Raw genomic sequence first — 18,552 nt, 5'->3', positions numbered from 1 at the left:
TTTAACCTTTGCAGCGGATGTGTACACATGAGTGAACATCTTTACCGGGAAATATTCGCGGCCGCGAAGAAAATTAAGTGTAAACGTTGCGTGGTTACCCTGGCCGACAATGCTGATCAGGTGGCGACGATCATGGATGCCAAGAGCCAGGGATTTATCAGTCCGGTTTTTGTCGGCCATCGGAAAATTGCCGGGATGGATGATTTTATCAAAACCAGGACCCTTCACGAAGCGATGGAGGTCAGTAATAAACTGCTTGTTGACGGAGAGGTTGAGATGATTATCCAGGGGAATGAAAACCGCAAGCAATTTCTTTCCTATTTTATGCATGCCGCCGGACTGCGGGGTTCAATCACCTATGCCACCGTTTTTTACGATCAGGACATGTGCAGGACATTTTTTGCCATTGATCCCCTGGTAGCGGTTAAACCAACTCTGGAACATAAAATTGACCAGGTAGATGCTTTAACTCCATTGTTGAAACATGTTTTCCCCCGGCGAAAAATATACGGTGTCGTCCTGGCTCCGATTGAAACGGTCAATCCCAAAATTTCCGCCACCGTCAATGCCGCAGTCCTGGCACAGATGTCCAGGCGGCGGCAGTTTGGCCCCCGAGTGGTTATCCATGGCCCCCTGGACGTTGATTGCGCTCTCAGTAAGGTGGCGGCCAGCCGCAAGGGGGTGGCTGACAACAAATCCGGCAATTATGATTTTTATGTTTTACCCGATACCAACAGCGCTTATTTTTTTTCCACCTTTCTGAAATATATCGGCAGGATTCCCACCATCGGTGTTTTGCTGGATGGAAATAATTCCCTGCTTCTTAATTCCGGTCCTCTGACCGCGGAACAACGACTTGCCGAGATTGTTCTGGGGGTTATCGCCAGTGAGGTGGCAAAATCATGATATTGGCTGTCAATGTAGGCTCTACATCGGTTAAGATGGTCCTGGAAGAACGGGCAGGAGCCATAAAACAGGCAAATTTTTCATTGCAGATCAGATTGCGTGAAACACTTTTCAGCAAATCCTGCTTCATGGCTGAGGTTAAAGAACTTGAGCTGAAAGTCATGGAATTTTTATCCGGTAACCGGATTTCATTGTCTGATGTAACTATCATTGTCAGTCGCGGTGGGTTGCAACGTCCGGGAACTGCCGGGGCCTACCTGGTTAATCAAACCATGTGCAATGACCTGGTGCAGGGGGTCTATGGACACCATCCTTCCTCACTGGGGCCGGTGCTGGCCATCAGCCTGGCAGAAGGTGCGCATTGTCGGGCCTACGCCATTGATCCACCGTCTACCGATGAGTTTAGTAACCTTGCCAGGATTTCCGGTATTCCGGAAATCCGACGTGAAAGTGCTTTCCATGCCCTGAGTCATAAAGCGGTTGGTCGACGGGCAGCTGCTGACCTGGGGAAAAGTTATCACGAGTGTCGATTGGTAGTTGTCCATATGGGGGGTGGAATTACCATCGGTGCCCATCTTCTGGGCCGGGTTGTTGATTGTACTCATGGCTTAAGTGAAGGGCCCTTCTCTCCCGAACGGGCCGGTTCACTGCCCACCCTGGCATTACTGGAAATGGCCGCCGGACAATCATCAGAGAATTGTTTGCCTGAAAAAAGACTGGTGGGTGAGGGTGGCTTGCAGGCCTATCTGGAAAGCAAAAACGCCCTGGAGGTAGAGCGTCGTATTAGTGAAGGTGACGAACAGGCAGCCCTGGTGTATGAAGCGATGGCTTACCAGGTTGCCAAGGATATTGCCGCCATGGCGGCAGTGCTGGCTGGAGAAGTGGATGCCGTGGTATTGACCGGATCACTGGCAAAATCGAGTATGTTGTTGGAATGGATTACTGCCAGAGTGGCATTCCTGGGACCTATCCTTATCTATTCGGGAGAAGGTGAAATGGATGCTTTGCTGGCCACCGCCCACAGAATTCTGGACGGCCGGGAAGAAGTGCTGCCGTATATCTGATAACTTTCCTGAAAATAAAATACTTTCTTTTTTATTCTAATATCGCTATAATGATCGATTGTGAAGGTGACATTTTGATTCTGCCTGAGAGCAGCTTTCCTTATCTCTATGTGGGAAGTCCACCATTTAGAATCATATTTTATCCTTTAACCTTTTACGAGGTATTGCTATGCATGAAGATACTCAGAGAATAACGGATATTATTCTGAAAGCAGCCAGTAAAGCTCGCCGGGAGACCAGGGACGAATCGAAGAAACAGCATGCAGGGAAACCACTGCGCTGGCCGATAGAATGCACCATCGGACCTGGGTTGGAAGGGGCGATTGCCTGTGAAAGCAAGATTGGTTATGTTGATGGCTCCAAGGGCTGGCTGGTCTATCGTGGTTACGATATCTTCGACCTTTGCGCCTACTCAAGTTACGAAGAGGTCAGCTATCTGCTCCTGCATGGAAGTCTGCCTACACCTGAGCAGCTTGATGATTACAAGAAAAAGCTGATTGAATATCGCTATCTTAATAAAACCTTGCGTTTGTTGATGGGTTTTCCGGTAGAGGAGATGAATGCCATGGGGGCTTTGCGTATGGGTACTATCCTCATGCGTCAGGAGTTTACTTATAAAGACCAGGAATCCGGACGTCCCGGCCTTGATGATGCGATTAGTACCGATGAGGATTCCATTCCCATGGAAACCCAGCCGGCGGGCGAAAAAAAGGCTATTTATGAGTTCAACGCCGCGAGAAAGGCCAGAAGAAAACGCAAAAAGATGCGGGGGGATGCCAGCGGCCTGGAGGCCTGTTACCATCTGTTAGCCGGGGTGCCGACCATTACCGCGGCCATTTCCAGGGTCCGCCAGGGTCATATGGCTATAGAGCCTGATCCAAAATTAAGTCATGCCGGCAATTTTCTTTACATGATGACCGGTAAACGGCCGACTCCGGTACAGGAGAGGATCATGGATGTGGCCCTGATTCTTCATGCCGATCATGGGATGAATGCCAGTACCTTTGCCTCGATGGTGGTGGCTTCAACTTTGTCTGATATTTATTTTTCCATTGGTTCCGGGATCGCGGCCCTCAGCGGTCCCCTGCATGGTGGAGCCAATGAACAGGTTCTGCATACCTTGAAAAAAATTGGTTCCCCTGAAAATGTTTCACCATGGGTACAGTCAGCCGGCAAGAAAAAGAAAAAAATTTCCGGATTCGGTCATCGGGTGTATAAAGCCTATGATCCCCGGGCCAGAGTTCTCGGACCACTGGCCGGACACCGGATTAGATCTTGTCCGGAAGAAATAGTCAACCTTTATGAAACGGCTAATGAGCTGGAAAAAAGGGTGCTCAGGACTTTCGGGCGTGAGAAGAAAATTTTTCCTAATGTGGACTTTTATTCCGGTATTGTTTACAGTCGCCTGGGGATTGATCCCAGCATGTTTACGCCGATATTTGCGGTCAGCCGGGTGGCCGGCTGGACAGCCAGGGTGTTGGAATATCTGCAGAAGAACCGGATTTTTCGCCCCCGGGCCATGTATTCGGGTGAGTTTGAACGGGAGTATGTCTCTCTGGAAGATCGTTAGAATTCAGCCATTAGCCGTTAGTGATTAGCCCTTAGCTTCGCCCTCTCACGGGACAAATTTACACTTTTGCTTCGCCCTGCTTCGCATGGGGACAGCACTAAAGTACTGTCCCCGTTCCCGTGTATCCTTTAACCTTTAACCTTACACCATTCACTTGCCATAGCCACCGCCGCCGGGAGTTTCAATCCGGAAACAATCCCCCGGATTGGCCTTGATTTCGTTTTTACCTCCCAGGTTTATCTTCCTGCCATCGGCGCGAATGAAGGTGTTGCATCCCCGGGCTCCGTTAGCGCCGCCCCTGAGGCCGTAAGGGGAAAAAACCCGGCGTTCCGAGAGGATGGCGATGTTTAGGGGCGTAAGGAACTCAATTTCCCGCACCAGACCGTCCCCGCCCCGAAAATGTCCTTCACCGCCGGAATTTTGCCGCAGGGAAAATCTCCGTAGCAAAACCGGATAGCGGCGCTCAAGAATTTCCGGATCGGTAATTCTGGTATTGGTCATGTGGGTGTGGATTCCGGATTGGCCATGCCAGTGAGGCCCGGCACCGGCACCACCGCCGATGGTTTCATAATACCCGAAATCACGGTTGCCGAAAGTCAGGTTGTTCATGCAGCCCTGGGAGGCAGCCGCCACCCCGAAGGCTTTGAGAATAACATCCACCACCCGTTGTGAGGTTAATACATTTCCGCCCACTACGGCGGCTTCCGGGTCCGGATCCAGCAGCGATCCTGGTTCAACAATCACCGTTATGGGAATCAAACAGCCATAATTTAACGGCAGATCTTCCTTGATCAGGCAGCGCAGGGAGTAAAGAATCGCTGATTTAGTGACCGCCAGGGGGGCGTTGGTGTTTCCCCAGACCTGGATTTCCGTACCGCTGAAATCAAAAACGGCACTGCCGTCCCGGTGATTGATGGTTAAACACAGAGTTATCCTGGAACCATCATCCATATAATCTTCCGCTCGAATAACAACTGCCTGGTCATTATCATCGGCATACTTGTCAGCCAGTTGTTTCAGGCTCCGGCGCACTGCCACCTCGGCACTGTGCTGAACATGCTGCATATAAGCCTGGACCACCTCAAGGGAATAGCGGTCAATCATTTCCCTGATCAGCTCAATACCTTTTTGATTGGCGGCCACCTGGGCCTTCAAATCCGAAATATTGTCAGCCAGCGTTCGGGTGCCGCTGATGGCTGCTTTGCCTTCATCTTGAGGTAGATTACCCGGTTCCCGGAGCAATGCCGTTATCCCTCCCTGCTGAAAGATGCCGTTGTTTACCAGTTTAAATGACATGATGCAGGCGCCTTCTTCCTCCAGACGCCGGGAGAAGGGCGGCATGGAACCGGGCGAGATACCGCCGATGTCGGCATGGTGACCGCGGCTGGCGACGAAGAAAATGGGTTCTCCTTTATCGAGGACCGGGGTGATGACGGTAATGTCCGGCAGGTGGCTGCCACCGGCGGCCGGATGATTGGAAACCAGGACTTCTCCTGCTTTGAAATGGTTGTTCTGCAGGCGGATCTGGGCCTTTACTGCTTCGCTCATGGCTCCCAGATGGACCGGCAGGTGTGGAGCGTTGGCTACCAGTTCACCGCCGGGTCCGAAAAGGGCACAGGAAAAATCCAGTCGTTCCTTGATGTTGGTGGAAATGGCGGTTTTCTGCAGGGTGCGGCCCATCTGCTCGGCGATGGACATGAAAAGATTGCTGAAAATAGATAACTGAATGGGATCGGCTGTGGTTGCCACCTCTCTGATTTCCAGCTGCTGCTCAAGGGTGATTTCCAGATCGCCGAATGTGGTGATTTTTATGCTTGATTGCGGTTCCACCAGAATGGTGGCGGTATCGTGTATGATCAGAGCCGGTCCCTTGATTGACTGGCCTGGTCCCAGTTTCTCCAGCTGGTATACCGGGGTTTCCTGCCAGCCACCGGTGAAATAGCATCTTGTCTGCTGTATTGGCCGGGGTTTTTTCCCGTCTGCCGGTGGCAGGGGTAATTGTTTGATTCTTGATCCTTTGCCCACTGCCCTGACCCGTAGATCATCAACGATGATGTCCCGCTGTTCGAGATTAAAACCGAATTCCCGCCGGTAGGTGGCGGCCAGGGCCTGATCATAGTCACCGTCATCGGGGGTTGCCATCATCAGGGCCGTATCGGTTCCCTGGTAACGCAGGTTGAGATAGGATATTGTCGAGATGTTTTCCCGGTTGAAACCTTGTGTTTGCAGTTCTGTTATGGCCTGTAATGACAGTTCTTCAAGGCCGGCTTCCAGCTCCTGCCGGGTTCCTGGTTCGTAGATTACTGCCGCCGGGCGTTGACGCTCAATGACCACATCTGCCAGTCCCATGCCATAGGCTGACAATATGCCGGCATAGCGGTGGATGAAAATCTTTTTGATTCCCAGGGCCCTGGCGATGGCTACCGCGTGCTGGGGACCGGCACCACCGAAGGTGGCCAGGATATGTTCTTTGATGTCATAGCCACGTAAGACCGAAATTTCACGAATCGGTCGGACCATAACTTCGTTGGCCACCTGGATGAAACCGCAGGCAACTTCTTCGATAGTCATGGGTTGTCGTCTCTGCCGGGCAAGATCATCATTTATTTCATTGGTTAAATCGGCGAAAGCCTGCCTGGCAGCTTCCAGATCAAGGGGTTGATTTTCATCAGGACCGAAAATATGGGGAAAGTTGTCAGGCTGCAGCCGTCCCAGCACCAGGTTGGCATCGGTGATTGCCAGGTAGCCGTTTTTCCGGTAGCATATCGGTCCCGGATGGGCGCCGGCTGATTCGGGGCCGACTTTGAACATGCCGTTGAGGTAGAAAAGGCGCGAGCCGCCGCCGGCGGCCACGGTTTTTATGTGCAGCTGCGGCGCCTGGATGCGGACGCCCGCCGTTTCTGATTCGTGGACCAGCTCGTACCCGCCGCCGTAGCGGGAGACATCGGTGGATGTTCCACCCATGTCAAAACCGATAACCGGCTGACCATGACTGTAGGCATTAGTGGTCATGGCATAACCAACCACGCCACCGGCCGGTCCGGAGAGAATGGCCCGGCTGCCGGTAAAATCATCTGCCGGAGTGAGACCGCCGTCCGAGCGCATGAACTGCAGGTTGCAACTTTTCAGATTTTCTTTGAATTTGTGGCGGAAACTTTCCAGATAGCTGCGGATATGCGGGGTCAGATAGGCATCCACCATGGCGGTATCGCCCCGGGGGACAATTTTGACCATCGGCATTATCCGGGAGGAAAGGGATATCTGGCCAAAGCCCATTTCCCGGGCCAGCCGACCAACCATCAGTTCATGTTCCGGCCAGGCGTAGGAGTGCATGAATACCACCGCCAGGCTGTTGATGCCCTTTTCTTTCAGGGTGGCAAGTTGTTTTTTCAGTGATTTCAGGTCAGGCTCCTGTAACATGGCCAGCCGTTCCCCGGTAATTCCCTGAACCACCGTTGTGTCGGGCGGTTCTTCCTCGGCGTCTAAAAGACGCAGCCGTTCATCGACTTCAATAACCTCTTCATACAGCAGTTCCGGTTTTTTGATTTCCAGGTCGAAAAGATGAGGTCGATCCTGGTTGCCGATCTTGAGGATATCACGAAAGCCCCTGGTAACCAGCAGGGCACAGCGGGCGCCCTGTCGTTCCAGCAGGGCGTTGGTGGCCACGGTGGTGCCCATGCGAATCCATTCAATATTTTCTGTCGGCAGTTCTTCTACCGATAAATTTCGTCCCGTTACCTGGGAGATGATCCGCCGGATGCCCTCACGGGGGGCATCGGGATAATTGCGAGGGTCTTCAGAAAGAAGTTTTAAGACCATGACTCCCGGTTTACCCGGGACTTCGGCATAGATATCAGTAAAAGTTCCACCGCGATCGATGGCAAAACGAAACTTATCTACTTTATTCATAGTTGTTCCATTCATCCGCCACTCATCAGCTGGGGCAGGTAGAGGGCTATCTGGGGGAAAATTGTAATGATGGCCGTGGTTAACAGCATGAGAATGAAAAAGGGCAACGCATAGATGGCAATGTCACCAATGGATTTCCCGGTAAGGCCCTGGATGACAAAAAGGTTGAAGCCAACCGGCGGGGTAATCTGGCTCAACTCAACCATCAGGATCAGGTAGATGCCGAACCACAAGGGGTCGAAACCGGCGGCGGTGACCATGGGCAGGGCGATGGGCAGGGTCATGACGACAATGGAAAAGCCGTCCAGGATGCAGCCCAGGACAATATAAACCATTCCCAACATCAGCATGAGGAGATAGGGGGAAAGGTTGAGGCTGACTATGGCCCTGGTGATGGCTGATGGGATGCCTAAAAAACCCATGACCCGGGAGAGATAACTGGCCCCCATGACGATCAGGCAGATCATGCAGGTGGTTTTGACGGCGGCTTGCAGACAAATAAGCAAACCGCCGAGATTAAGCCGCCGATTGATAAGGGCAAAAAGAGTTGCGCCCAGGACCCCCAGAGCCGCGGCTTCGGTCGGGGTGGCGACGCCGGCATAAATGCTGCCCAGAACCATGAGAATGAGGATGATGACCGGTAACAGGTCTTTGATGGCTTTGAATCGTTCCGCCCAGCTGTATGATTCCTGCATTGCCGGGGCGATGGCGGGGTTCCGGATGCCACGATAAATTATATAGGAGATATAGTTGCCGGCAAGGAGAAAACCCGGCAGGATGCCGGCGATAAACATTTTGCCGATGGAAACCTCAGCCAGGATGGCATAAACAATCATGATCAGGCTTGGGGGAATGAGAAATCCCAGGGTGCCGGCCCCGGCCAGGGAGCCGATTGCCAGCCGCTGATCATAGCCCAGTTTGTCAAACTCGGCCAGGGTGATGCGGCCGACGGTGGCAGTGGTGGCGGCGCTGGAGCCTGAAACGGCGGCAAAAAAGGTGCAGGCGACGATATTCATCAGCAGCAGGCCGCCGGGCAGGCGGTAGAGCCAGGGAACCAGGCCCTTGAAAAGACTTTCAGAGATTCCTGAATGAAAAAGGATTTCTCCCATCAGAATGAAGAGCGGCAGGGCCACAAGCTCCCATTTGTTAACGGTCGCCCAGATGGAAGATGACAGGTTGCCACCGGGCGGCAAAGGGGAGAAAAGCGCCATACTGCAATAGCCAACAATGAAAAGACTGAAGCCGATATGAATACCGGAGCTTAAGGTTAACACCAGAATTCCGAAAACCACCAGGCACATGGTTATGGTATGGGCATCCAAAACGATTCCTTCGCTTTCTAAGGATTGCTTTTGTCTGCTTGAGGAGTGATAAATTGCTGCCAGGCCCTCAGGCTTTCAGCTGCTATCTGCAGGGTAAAGATCACAGCCCCGATGACCACAATCGTCTGGGGAATCCAGAGTGGCGTTGCCGTCAGGGTTCCCGAGGTGGAGCCATAATGATGGGTTGAAACGGTCATCCGATAAAGTTGCCAGACCAGATAACCGATAAAGAATGTCGTGACGCTGGTTGCCAGGGCGGTGATCAGGGCCGCAAATCGGTTGGGAAGTAAATTTAAAACCAGGGTGATGCGAATATGTCCTTTTTCCTTCAAGGTATATCCGGCGCCTAAGAATATGATTGCCGCCAGTCCGTAAGCCGAATATTCATCGGCTACCAGGGTGGTTACTTCCAGGGTATTCCAGAGGCCGATTTCCACCAGGATGAGGATGGTCATCAAACCTAAAATGACTGCCGATCCCCTGGCCAGCCAGTCATTAAGCGTATCGATTATATGCAGAATGCGAGGCATTGTTTCATATCCTCAATGATGAATGAGGGGGGGGGTGAAATGGGGACAGATTTGAAATCTGTCTCCATGCCATCAAGATCAACGGCCGGTTATTTGATTGTATTGCTGCAGAACAGCCTCCGCGTCGGCTCCGGCTTTTTTAAACCAGGCGCTGCGCAGCTGTTGGCCGACGGCGTTAAGTTCGGTCCGGAACTTTTTATCCACTTCCAGGATCTGCATACCGTTTTTCTTCAAGGTTGCCAAACTGGTCCTGTCCATATCACCGGCCAGGTTCCACATTTCATCTTCCATCTGGTCGGCAACTTCCTGGACCTGTTCCCGGGTTTTCGCCGGCAGCTTATTCCAGGCCTCCAGGTTGACATTCACCATGTTGACCGGCCCGAGAATGTTGATACGGGTAAAATATTTCAAGACTTCCCAGGATTTAGCGTCAACCCCGGAAACCGATGAGGTATACATGGAGTCCAGAAGACCGGCTTTCATCGCCGGGTATACTTCGCTGAACGGCATTTTGCGGGCGGCAATCTCGGTCAGTTTTCCAAACGCCAGGCCGGTGCCGTCATACACCCGCATCTTCAACCCTTTGAGATCGGCCACCGAATGTATCGGCCGCTGGGTGTAAATGCCGGAAAAAGGCCAGACCGAGGTGTATAAAGTCATCTGGTGAAACTTTTTCAAGGTTTTCTTATAAATTGGTTTGGCCAGTTGGTAAAGCAGCCGCTGTTCGAAATTATTGGTGGAAATGAAAGGCTGGGCGGTAAGCGCCAGGATGGGGGCGTCACCCTCCACCATGCCGGTTGGTATTTCGGCGATGGCCAGCTGGCCATCGGCTACTGACCGCAACAGTTCCGGGCCTTTGAAGCCGAGGGAAGCGCCAGGATGAAGAACGATTTCCAGCTCGCCGCCGGTGGCCGCCTTGACCCGGTCGGCAAAACGCTGGGCTCCCTGGGAATGGAAATTTCCTGCCGGATAATTAAGATGCATGTGCCATACGGTTTTGGCTGCCGCTTCATGCAAAGGTGCGATGACCAGCAGTAAAAGTGCTATCCCCCATACTAACATTCTTTTCATTTTACCCTCCTTGTGTTGTTGGAAATTGAGGTTGTTTTCAGGAAACACCCTGATATTTTGCCCCATAGTGGAGACACCATTTTTACTTCAATGGCAAAACATGATGCAGCACTATTTTTATAATCTTTTCCTGTCTTGCAGCAATGTTTTAATGGTGTCCCCTTGTAAATCCGATTATCTCTACTCAGCGGTCATGTAGTCAATGATGCGTTTACGGAAAATCTGGATATGTTCATATATCACCTCTTGCAGCTGTACCGCGTTCCTGTTCTCCAACGCTTTGATAATTTCGTCATGTTGGCTGATGACATTTTCATAATGTTGCGCCAGCGTAGTCAACGGATCGATTCGGTTACGGTAGGACAAATAGGCCAGCCGATTGCCTTCAGCCCGTATTTCATGCAGGCTCCTGGTCAAGTATTCATTGTCAGTACAGGCGGCATAGGCCATATGAAAGTCGTGATTTGATTCAACGAGGGCCAGGACAACCCGCTGCTCCACAGCTTTTTTGACCCGTTGATTAGCCGCTTTCAATGTTTCCAGATGTCGATCTGTGCGCTGTTGGACTGCAATCTCGGCAATCCCCAGCTCAAGGACCTTTAGGGCGGTAAAAACTGCCCTGGTTGCCTGGAGGGTCAGCTGCCTGACCACAAAACCTTTGCCGGGGATGGCCGTCAGCAGACGTTCGGCCGCCAGGCGCAACAGGGCTTCTCGAATTGGCGTTCGGCCCAGTTTTAACTCCTCCATCAGTTTCTTTTCTTCCAGACCCGTTCCAGGTGGGTAGTCAAGACTGATAATATGTCGATAAAGATGTCCATAGGCTATATCGGCCAGGGAATTTCCAGCGGATGACTGATTCATTTCCATTTATTTCTCTTCATAATTTAAAACGCTTTATTATAATATATTATAAATATATGTCAAGAATATATTGTAATTTCTGTGATAGCAAAAACCGTTGGCTAAAATCTTTGTAAAAATTATTGCTTGACAGAAAGTGAATAATCTATATGAAAAGTGAATTGTACTTCACTTTTATGAAATAATTACCGATAATAAAGTGGAGCATGGTCATCGCGGGTTTTTCACCAATGTTAGTTTCCTTCAGATGCGGAGCAGGGGATGAAAGAAAAAAGGACAGCCAGACGGCAGGAATACAAAGACCGCCAGCGACAGGAAATTATGGCTGCGGCGCTGGAACTTTTTTCCGCCCGGGGTTATCACCAGGTATCCATGCAGGATATTGCCCATGGAGCTGAATTTGCTGTTGGCACTCTCTATAAATTTTTTAATAATAAGGAGGAATTATACCGGGCGATTATTCTTGATCTCAGTGAAAAGTTCAGTGCCGCCCTGGCCCATGCTTTAACCCAGGGTGAGGATGAATATGAACGGCTTGTTAACTATTTAAAAATTGGCGGTGAGATATTTATGGCCAACACTCAAGCCGTCAGTCTTTATTTTGTTGAAACCCGGGGAGCAAGGTTCAATCTGCGTGTCGGATTGGATGAAGAAGTGATGTCTCAATATGACCAGATACTGGAATGGTTAAGCAAAGTGTTTGCCAGCGGCATTGAAAACGGTATTTTTCGCTCCCTGGATCCTGATTATCTGGCCCGTTCCCTTGACAGCCTGGCTTGTACCTTTCTTTTTGCCTGGCTTGATGATTCCCAAAAATATCCCTATGAGAAAAGTCTCAAGATGATAGATGAAATGTTTTTTCATAATATCCTGGTTGCCGATTACGTTAAATCGTGAGGTGGGAGGGTTATCCATGAGAATAAAATATGTTTTATGCTTGGCCCTGTTGATATCAGGCTTGACAGGCTGGCTGGTTTTGCCGGCTGTGGCTGCTGAGCGAACATCCGCGGTTCAAAGGACTGCAACTTTCAACCTCGAACAGGTCATTGACCGGGTGTTGGCAAATAATCCGCTGATCAGCGCGGCGCTGGAAAGAAATTATCAGGCCGAAGCCGGTGAGCGCAGTGCCCGGGCCGATCTGTTTCCCAAATTGTCTTCCTCGTATTCCTATTATCGTCTTCACAATCAGCCATACGGTTTTTTCGGGCCGGCTGGGAAAATCATGATCGGCGACGATGATGATTATACCTGGAATATTACCGCGGTGCAGCCGTTGTTTACCGGGCTGGCTTTGACCACCCGGCGTAAAATTGCCGAACTGGAGATCTCCGGCCGGGAATTGGAAAAAGAACAGTTGATCCTTGAGCTGATCAAAAAGACAAAAGTGGCGTACGCCCGCATCCTGCTTGCCCGGCGGCAGCTGGAAGTGGCCAACAAGGAGGTAAAAAACCTTGTTGCCCATGTTAGAGATGCCGAATATCTGTATGCTCAGGGCATTATTGCCTACAACGACCTGCTGCAATCTCAGGTAGCGCTTTCCCAGGCGAGGCAGCGGCTGGTGCAGGTTGAAAGTGAGGTGGATCTGGCCGGTGCTGCCCTCAATGTATTGATGAATCAGGATATCTCGGCGGCAATTGAGATTGTTGAGCCGGATATTAAGCCGGCGGTTAATGAAAATCTGCCGGCACTCTGCGCTCAGGCTATGGCTCGGCGGCCGGTATTACGTTTTTTGCAGGTGGCGTTCGAACAGGCCGAGCTGGCAATTACCCTGGCCCGCAGCCAGTACTACCCGAAAGTTTCCCTGGTGGGCCGCTATGAACAGAACGGCAAAAATATAACGGCCAGCGAAAATGATTATCGCAACAGTGATACGGCGGCCATCGGGGTGCAGGCGGACTGGACCTTTTTTGAGTGGGGAAAAACCTCGGCGGAAGTCAGACAGCGTCTTCATGAGCGTGAAGCCCTGAAGCATAGAATCGAAAATATGAGCAACACCGTCCGTCTGGAAGTAAAAATGGCCTTCAATCGCCTGCGGGTGGCGGCTAAAAATGTCAAAACCGCTGTCGGAGCGGTGGAACAGGCCCGGGAGAATTATCGGATTGCAAACCTGCAATACCAGCAGCAGGTGGCTACTTCGACTCTGGTGCTGGATGCCTCCACTTTCCTGAGCCAGGCGGAAAACAGCTATTACGGTGCCCTGTATGGCTTTATGATTTCCCGGGCTGAATTGGAGCAGGCGGTAGGTGAAAGGGCCAATATCGAGATAAAAGGAATGGCCGATTCGGCGAAGGAGGCTGACAATGGCTGAGCAAAAAACCGGCAAGGGACGGTTGGTAAGCTGGATAGTGATACTTATTGCCGTGGGCTTTTTAGCCCTGGCTTTTTATAATTACCGCCGCAGTCAAAGAGAAAAGACAACGGCAGTAAAGACGGTGACTCCGGTACCGGTAGCCGTGGTCAAGGTGGAAGAAACCCAGATGGAACGGCTGCTGGAAACCAGCGGCGATCTGCGTTCCCGGGTTGATGTTTATGTTTTTCCCAAAATAGCCGGCAGAGTCATCGAGAAAATCATGGTTGATAAAGGCGACCGGGTTGAAAAGGGGCAGTTGTTGATTGTCCTTGATGCCTCTCTGGTTAAGGCCCGGTTTGAGCGGTCAATCGCCGCCATGGACGCGGCCCGCAGCCGGTTGGAACTGCTGCAAAAAGATCGCCAACGCCTGGAGTTCCTTTTTGCGCATAAAGCGGCGCCCCGCCAGCAGCTTGATCGGATTTCTGCTCAATACAAAACCGCGGCCGCCGCCCTGAAGGAGGCGAAAGCCGCCCATCGTGAAATTCAGGTTATGCTTGATGATCATTCTATTAAAGCAGAAATAGATGGGGTGGTCGCTGATCGTTTTTTTGATCCGGGCAACCTTTCTGATACCAAGAAACCAATTCTGCGTCTTGCCGACGAATCACTGATGAAAATTGAACTGGCGGCACCGGAAACGGATTTCTCCCGGCTGCGCCTGGGGATGCGGGCGGAATTTAAGGTGGCTGCCTACCCGCAAAAGCTTTTTCACGCTTCCCTGGTAAAAATGAATCCGGTGTTTGATCCAACAACCAGGACCGTTAAACTGGAACTGCAGGCGGCAAACGATGGCTATCTGCTGCGTTCCGGCATGTATGCCCAGGTAAAGCTGTACCTGGGGCGTCAGAATGTTCTTGCCATTCCCCGAGAGGCCCTCAATCGCCTGCCGGGCAGCGGCAGCTACTATGTTTTTATCATTGAAAATGACCGCGCCAGTCATCGTAATATCAAGGTCGGGTTGCGGCAGGGAGAATTGGTAGCGGTGGTTGATGGTTTGCATCCGGGAGAATTGGTGGTGGTTAAAGGACAGAATCGCCTGCAGGATGCTATGCCCGTGCATTTGGTCAATGGTCAAACGCGACCAAAGGAGCAACAGCAATGAAACTGCCGCAATTTTCCGTTAGACAGCCGGTGGCCATCACCATGTTGTTTGCTGCCATCCTGATTATCGGTATGTTTTCGCTGCTGCGGATAAATCTTGATATTTTTCCCGATATTACCCCGCCGGTGGTTTCCATTCTTACTACCTGGCCCGGGGCCAGTGCTTCCGACGTGGAAACTGAAGTCAGCAAGGAAATCGAAGATGAAGTCAATGTGGTCAGCAACCTTGACACAATGACCTCTAAATCTTTAGATAATCTTTCGGTGGTGGTCTGCAAATTTGACTGGGGTACCAGCCTGGATGTGGCCACCAATGACATCCGTGACAAGCTGGAGCTGGCCAAACGTGATCTGCCGGATGATATCGAGCCGCCCATGCTCTACAAATTCAGCAGTGCCACCGCGCCGATCATGTTTCTGACCATCAGCGCTGAACAGAATCTGCCGCGTTTGTACCGCCTGGTGGATAAAGGGATTGCCGATGAGCTGCGCCGGGTGCCGGGAGTGGGAGCAATCCAGCTCTATGGCGGCCGGCGGCGCCGGATAAATGTCTATTTTGACCTGGCTAAAATCGAAGGCTACCATCTCTCCCTGGCCGCTGTCAACCGGGTGCTGGCCAGTGAAAATCTCAATATTCCTTCAGGCAATATTAAAAGTGGTTCCCGGGAATATTTTCTCCGGGTTCCCGGACGCTATAGGAACATGGAGGAAATCCGGGCCACGGTTATTGGTTATTTCCGTGGCCTGCCGGTCTATCTACGGGATGTGGCCACGGTTGAAGACGCCTTTAAACCGATGAAACTCAATGGCTGGGGGGATGGTAAACAGGCAATTGTGCTTTTATTGCAGAAACAGACCGGCAAAAATACGGTGGAAGTCAGCCGGATGGTCAAGGAAAAGCTGGATCGCATCCGCCCGGGGCTTCCGGCTGATGTGAAGATTAATATTGTCCTGGACAACGCCGAGGATATCATCAGCTCCATCAGGAATCTGCGTCTGTCGCTTTACTGGGGAATTGTCCTGGTGATTCTGGTGACCCTGGTTTTTCTGCGCCGTTTCCGGGCTTCCCTGATCATTGCCCTGGCTATTCCCGGTTCCCTGGTGATTTCATTCATTTTTCTCTACCTGTTTGGCTATACCATTAATCTGGTTTCACTCATGTCCCTGGCTATTGCTGCGGGGATGGTGGTTGATAACGGCGTGGTGGTGCTGGAAAATATTATCCGCCACCGTGAACAGGGAGAATCGCTGGCTGCAGCCGCGGTATCCGGAGCCGGGGAAATGGGCCTGGCAATTACGGCTTCAACCATGACCACAGTGGTGGTTTTCGTTCCGCTGATGTTTCTGACCGGCCTGGCCGGGATCATGTTTAAACAGCTTGGTTTTGTTATTGTTATAACCCTTCTGGCCTCCCTGTTTACCGCTCTCAGCCTGACGCCCATGCTGGCCTCCCGCTGGATCAGGAGAGATAGCAAGAACTGCGGTAGAGGACGGATGGCGGTCTTTTACCGCTGGAGTGAAAAAGGTTTTCAGTCGCTGGAGGACGGCTATGGCGGGCTGCTTGGCTGGTCCCTGAGTCATCGAAAAACAGTTTTTTTGCTGGCGGTTGCCGTTTTTGTCAGCAGCCTTTCCCTGATTCCGTTTTTGTCTACCTCCTTTTTGCCGGCGGTGGATTCCGGGGCCATGAGCATTGATCTGCGGCTGGCGGAAGGCACCAGGATCGAAGAAACCAGCCGGATTGTTGCTTCAATTCTCAAGGATGTCAATACCATTGTCAAGCCGGGAGAATTCCGCCACTCATATGCTTTCAACGGCCAGACGGAAACCGGTAAAGGGGTGGCCCTGGGCTTTGATGAAGGGGCCAATGTGGGCCAGGTGGGGGTGAAACTGGTGGATCGCGACCAGCGGCAACGCAGCGTCAAGGAAGTTGCCATGCTTATTCGCCGGCGCATTGAACAGATACCCGGGATTACCAAGCTCAAGGTAACGGTCAGGGACCCGGTGACCGCCATCCTCATGGGGAATAAAAAGCCCATTTCCCTGGAGGTTCAGGGCAGTGAGATGGACCAGGTGATGGATTTTGCCCGGCGGCTGCAAGCAAAGTTTCGTGATCTTCCCGGGTTGGTGGATGTGGCCATCAGCCAGAAAGATCCACGGCCGGAATTATGGTTGAAAATTGACCGGGAAAAAGCCGCCTCCCTGGGCTTAAGGGTATCGTTGATTGCCGGGCAGCTGCGCAATTATTTTTATGGATTTGAGGCCAGCCAGTACCGGGATGCCGGCGACAGCTTTGATATTTTCACTCGCTTGCGCAGTAAAGACAAGAACAATCTTGAAACATTGCTGAATGTACCTCTGACTGCCGTTGACGGTCGGATTATCAAGATGCGGAATGTGGTCCGGGTGGAGGAGGGTTCCGGGCCGATCGAGATTGAACGCAAAAACCGGCAGAAGATTGTCCGGGTGGAAGCCGACCTTTACCAGCGATCACTGGGGGAAGCCACCGGAGATATGAAAAGGACCCTGGCCCGGATGGATATTCCTTTGGGGATTACCACCAGTTTTGGTGGTGATGTGGAGGAACAGGGCAAGGCTTTTCGGGATCTGAGTATGCTTTTGGTGCTGGGGATACTCTTGGTTTATATGGTTATGGCCTCTCTGTTCGGCAATTTCCGCGACCCGTTGATTGTCATGTTCTCAGTGCCTTTCGCTTTTACCGGGGTTCTCTATGCCTTTTATCTTACCGGAACTACCCTGGGAATTATTTCCTTCATGGGGATCGTCATGCTGATGGGGATTGTGGTTAATAATGCCATTGTTCTGCTGGATTATATCCATCAGCTGCGCAACCGGGGAGAAGTTCTTTTTGCCGCGGTTACCGATGCCGGCCGCAGCCGGCTGCGGCCGGTACTGATGACCACCTTAACCACCTTTTTCGGCATGCTGCCGATGGCGGTTTCCAACAATGTCGGCGCTGAAACCTGGAATCCCCTCGGGATTACCATGCTTGGCGGCCTTACTATTTCCACTTTGGTAACCCTGGTCCTGGTGCCGACGATTTACTATCAGCTGGAACGAAAAAATTGATGGCAGGAACAGTCTGCTGTGAATTGTGGAATTGTGGGGACAGTATATATAATTCGAATTGTGGGGACACGAATTACGGGGACAGTATATATAATTATTGACATTCACCATCCTTTTTGTATAATGGATTCCTATGGCTAGAATAGCTCGAGTTGTTGCTCCAGGTTTTCCTCATCACGTCACTCAACGTGGCAACCGCCGCCAGAAGACGTTTTTCTGTGACGATGATTATCAGGCTTATCTTGACCTGATGGCCGAATGGTGCCAAAAATGTCAGGTTGATATCTGGGCCTGGTGTCTGATGCCCAATCACGTCCATCTGATTGCCGTACCGCAAAATGAAGAAGGACTTGCTCGTGCCATCGGCGAAGCCCATCGTCGCTATACATGTCGTATCAATTCCCGGGAAGGGTGGCGGGGGCACTTGTGGCAGGAGCGTTTTACTTCCTTTCCGATGGATGAAAAATATCTACTGGCCGCCGCCCGGTATGTGGAAATGAATCCTGTCCGTGCGGGAATGGTTCATGCTCCTGAGGATTTTCCTTGGAGCAGTGCTCAAGCTCATCTGGAGGGCCAGGACGACCAGTTGGTGAAGGTTGCGCCGCTGTTGGAGATGGTTGGTGATTGGCGTGTATTTCTGGACAGTGATGAGGAGATTGATAAAGAACGTTTGCGGCAACACGAACGTACTGGACGCCCGTTAGGCCGGGAATCTTTTGTGGAAGGTTTGGAATTGGATTTGAAGCGTATACTTCGTCCACGAAAACCTGGGCCGAAGAAA

13 protein-coding genes are annotated in these 18,552 nt (G+C 51.5%); 8 read left to right on the top strand and 5 right to left on the bottom strand.

Going from position 1 to position 18,552, the window contains the following annotated elements; translation table 11 throughout:
* Window positions 1–27 precede the first annotated feature (27 nt).
* The 3 genes from U9P07_12300 to U9P07_12290 all read left to right on the top strand — a co-directional run bounded on the left by U9P07_12300 (window position 28) and on the right by U9P07_12290 (window position 3,540).
* Entirely contained in the window at window positions 28–906 is an 879-nt protein-coding gene (locus U9P07_12300) for a phosphate acyltransferase (protein MEA2110185.1), read from the top strand.
* The gene (gene buk / locus U9P07_12295; protein ID MEA2110184.1) at window positions 903–1,970 is read left to right on the top strand and encodes a butyrate kinase; all 1,068 of its coding nucleotides are present in this window, start codon (window positions 903–905) and stop codon (window positions 1,968–1,970) included. The genes U9P07_12300 and buk overlap by 4 nt, the downstream gene beginning before the upstream one ends.
* A 169-nt stretch (window positions 1,971–2,139) precedes the next feature.
* The gene (locus U9P07_12290; protein MEA2110183.1) at window positions 2,140–3,540 is read left to right on the top strand and encodes a citrate/2-methylcitrate synthase; all 1,401 of its coding nucleotides are present in this window, start codon (window positions 2,140–2,142) and stop codon (window positions 3,538–3,540) included.
* A 150-nt stretch (window positions 3,541–3,690) separates the two neighbouring features.
* Here the strand turns inward: U9P07_12290 and U9P07_12285 are convergent, their stop codons facing one another.
* The 5 genes from U9P07_12285 to U9P07_12265 form a co-directional block, all read right to left on the bottom strand.
* Complete coding sequence (locus U9P07_12285) at window positions 3,691–7,449, bottom strand: hydantoinase B/oxoprolinase family protein (protein ID MEA2110182.1); 3,759 nt, start codon at window positions 7,447–7,449, stop codon at window positions 3,691–3,693.
* Between the two features lie 11 nt (window positions 7,450–7,460).
* Window positions 7,461–8,771 carry a TRAP transporter large permease subunit gene (locus U9P07_12280; GenBank protein ID MEA2110181.1) on the bottom strand — a complete coding sequence of 437 codons (1,311 nt, stop codon included), beginning with the start codon at window positions 8,769–8,771 and terminating at the stop codon, window positions 7,461–7,463.
* Between the two features lie 17 nt (window positions 8,772–8,788).
* Window positions 8,789–9,301, bottom strand: coding sequence for a TRAP transporter small permease (locus U9P07_12275; GenBank protein ID MEA2110180.1), 513 nt, complete (start codon window positions 9,299–9,301; stop codon window positions 8,789–8,791).
* A 78-nt stretch (window positions 9,302–9,379) separates the two neighbouring features.
* Window positions 9,380–10,372, bottom strand: a complete 993-nt coding sequence (locus tag U9P07_12270; GenBank protein ID MEA2110179.1) for a TRAP transporter substrate-binding protein — start codon at window positions 10,370–10,372, stop codon at window positions 9,380–9,382.
* 180 nt (window positions 10,373–10,552) lie between these two features.
* Window positions 10,553–11,239: a GntR family transcriptional regulator gene (locus U9P07_12265; protein ID MEA2110178.1), complete on the bottom strand. Its 687-nt coding sequence runs from the start codon at window positions 11,237–11,239 to the stop codon at window positions 10,553–10,555.
* A 255-nt stretch (window positions 11,240–11,494) separates the two neighbouring features.
* On the opposite strand from U9P07_12265, the gene U9P07_12260 reads away from it, so the two are divergent.
* The 5 genes from U9P07_12260 to U9P07_12240 form a co-directional block, all read left to right on the top strand.
* Complete coding sequence (locus tag U9P07_12260) at window positions 11,495–12,130, top strand: TetR/AcrR family transcriptional regulator (GenBank protein MEA2110177.1); 636 nt, start codon at window positions 11,495–11,497, stop codon at window positions 12,128–12,130.
* Window positions 12,131–12,146: 16 nt separating this feature from the next.
* Complete coding sequence (locus U9P07_12255) at window positions 12,147–13,541, top strand: TolC family protein (protein MEA2110176.1); 1,395 nt, start codon at window positions 12,147–12,149, stop codon at window positions 13,539–13,541.
* Window positions 13,534–14,685, top strand: a complete 1,152-nt coding sequence (locus U9P07_12250; protein MEA2110175.1) for an efflux RND transporter periplasmic adaptor subunit — start codon at window positions 13,534–13,536, stop codon at window positions 14,683–14,685. The genes U9P07_12255 and U9P07_12250 overlap by 8 nt, the downstream gene beginning before the upstream one ends.
* Window positions 14,682–17,771 carry an efflux RND transporter permease subunit gene (locus U9P07_12245; protein MEA2110174.1) on the top strand — a complete coding sequence of 1,030 codons (3,090 nt, stop codon included), beginning with the start codon at window positions 14,682–14,684 and terminating at the stop codon, window positions 17,769–17,771. Before U9P07_12250 ends, U9P07_12245 begins: the two co-directional genes overlap by 4 nt.
* 133 nt (window positions 17,772–17,904) lie before the next feature.
* Window positions 17,905–18,552 (top strand): transposase (locus U9P07_12240; protein ID MEA2110173.1); only part of this gene is annotated, 648 nt, incomplete at its 3' end.

It is taken from the genome of Pseudomonadota bacterium (assembly GCA_034660915.1).
In the GTDB taxonomy this organism is placed as follows: domain Bacteria; phylum Desulfobacterota; class Anaeroferrophillalia; order Anaeroferrophillales; family Anaeroferrophillaceae; genus DQWO01.
Note: the sequence above shows the minus strand (reverse complement) of the source record. Positions and strands in the feature narration are given on the sequence as shown.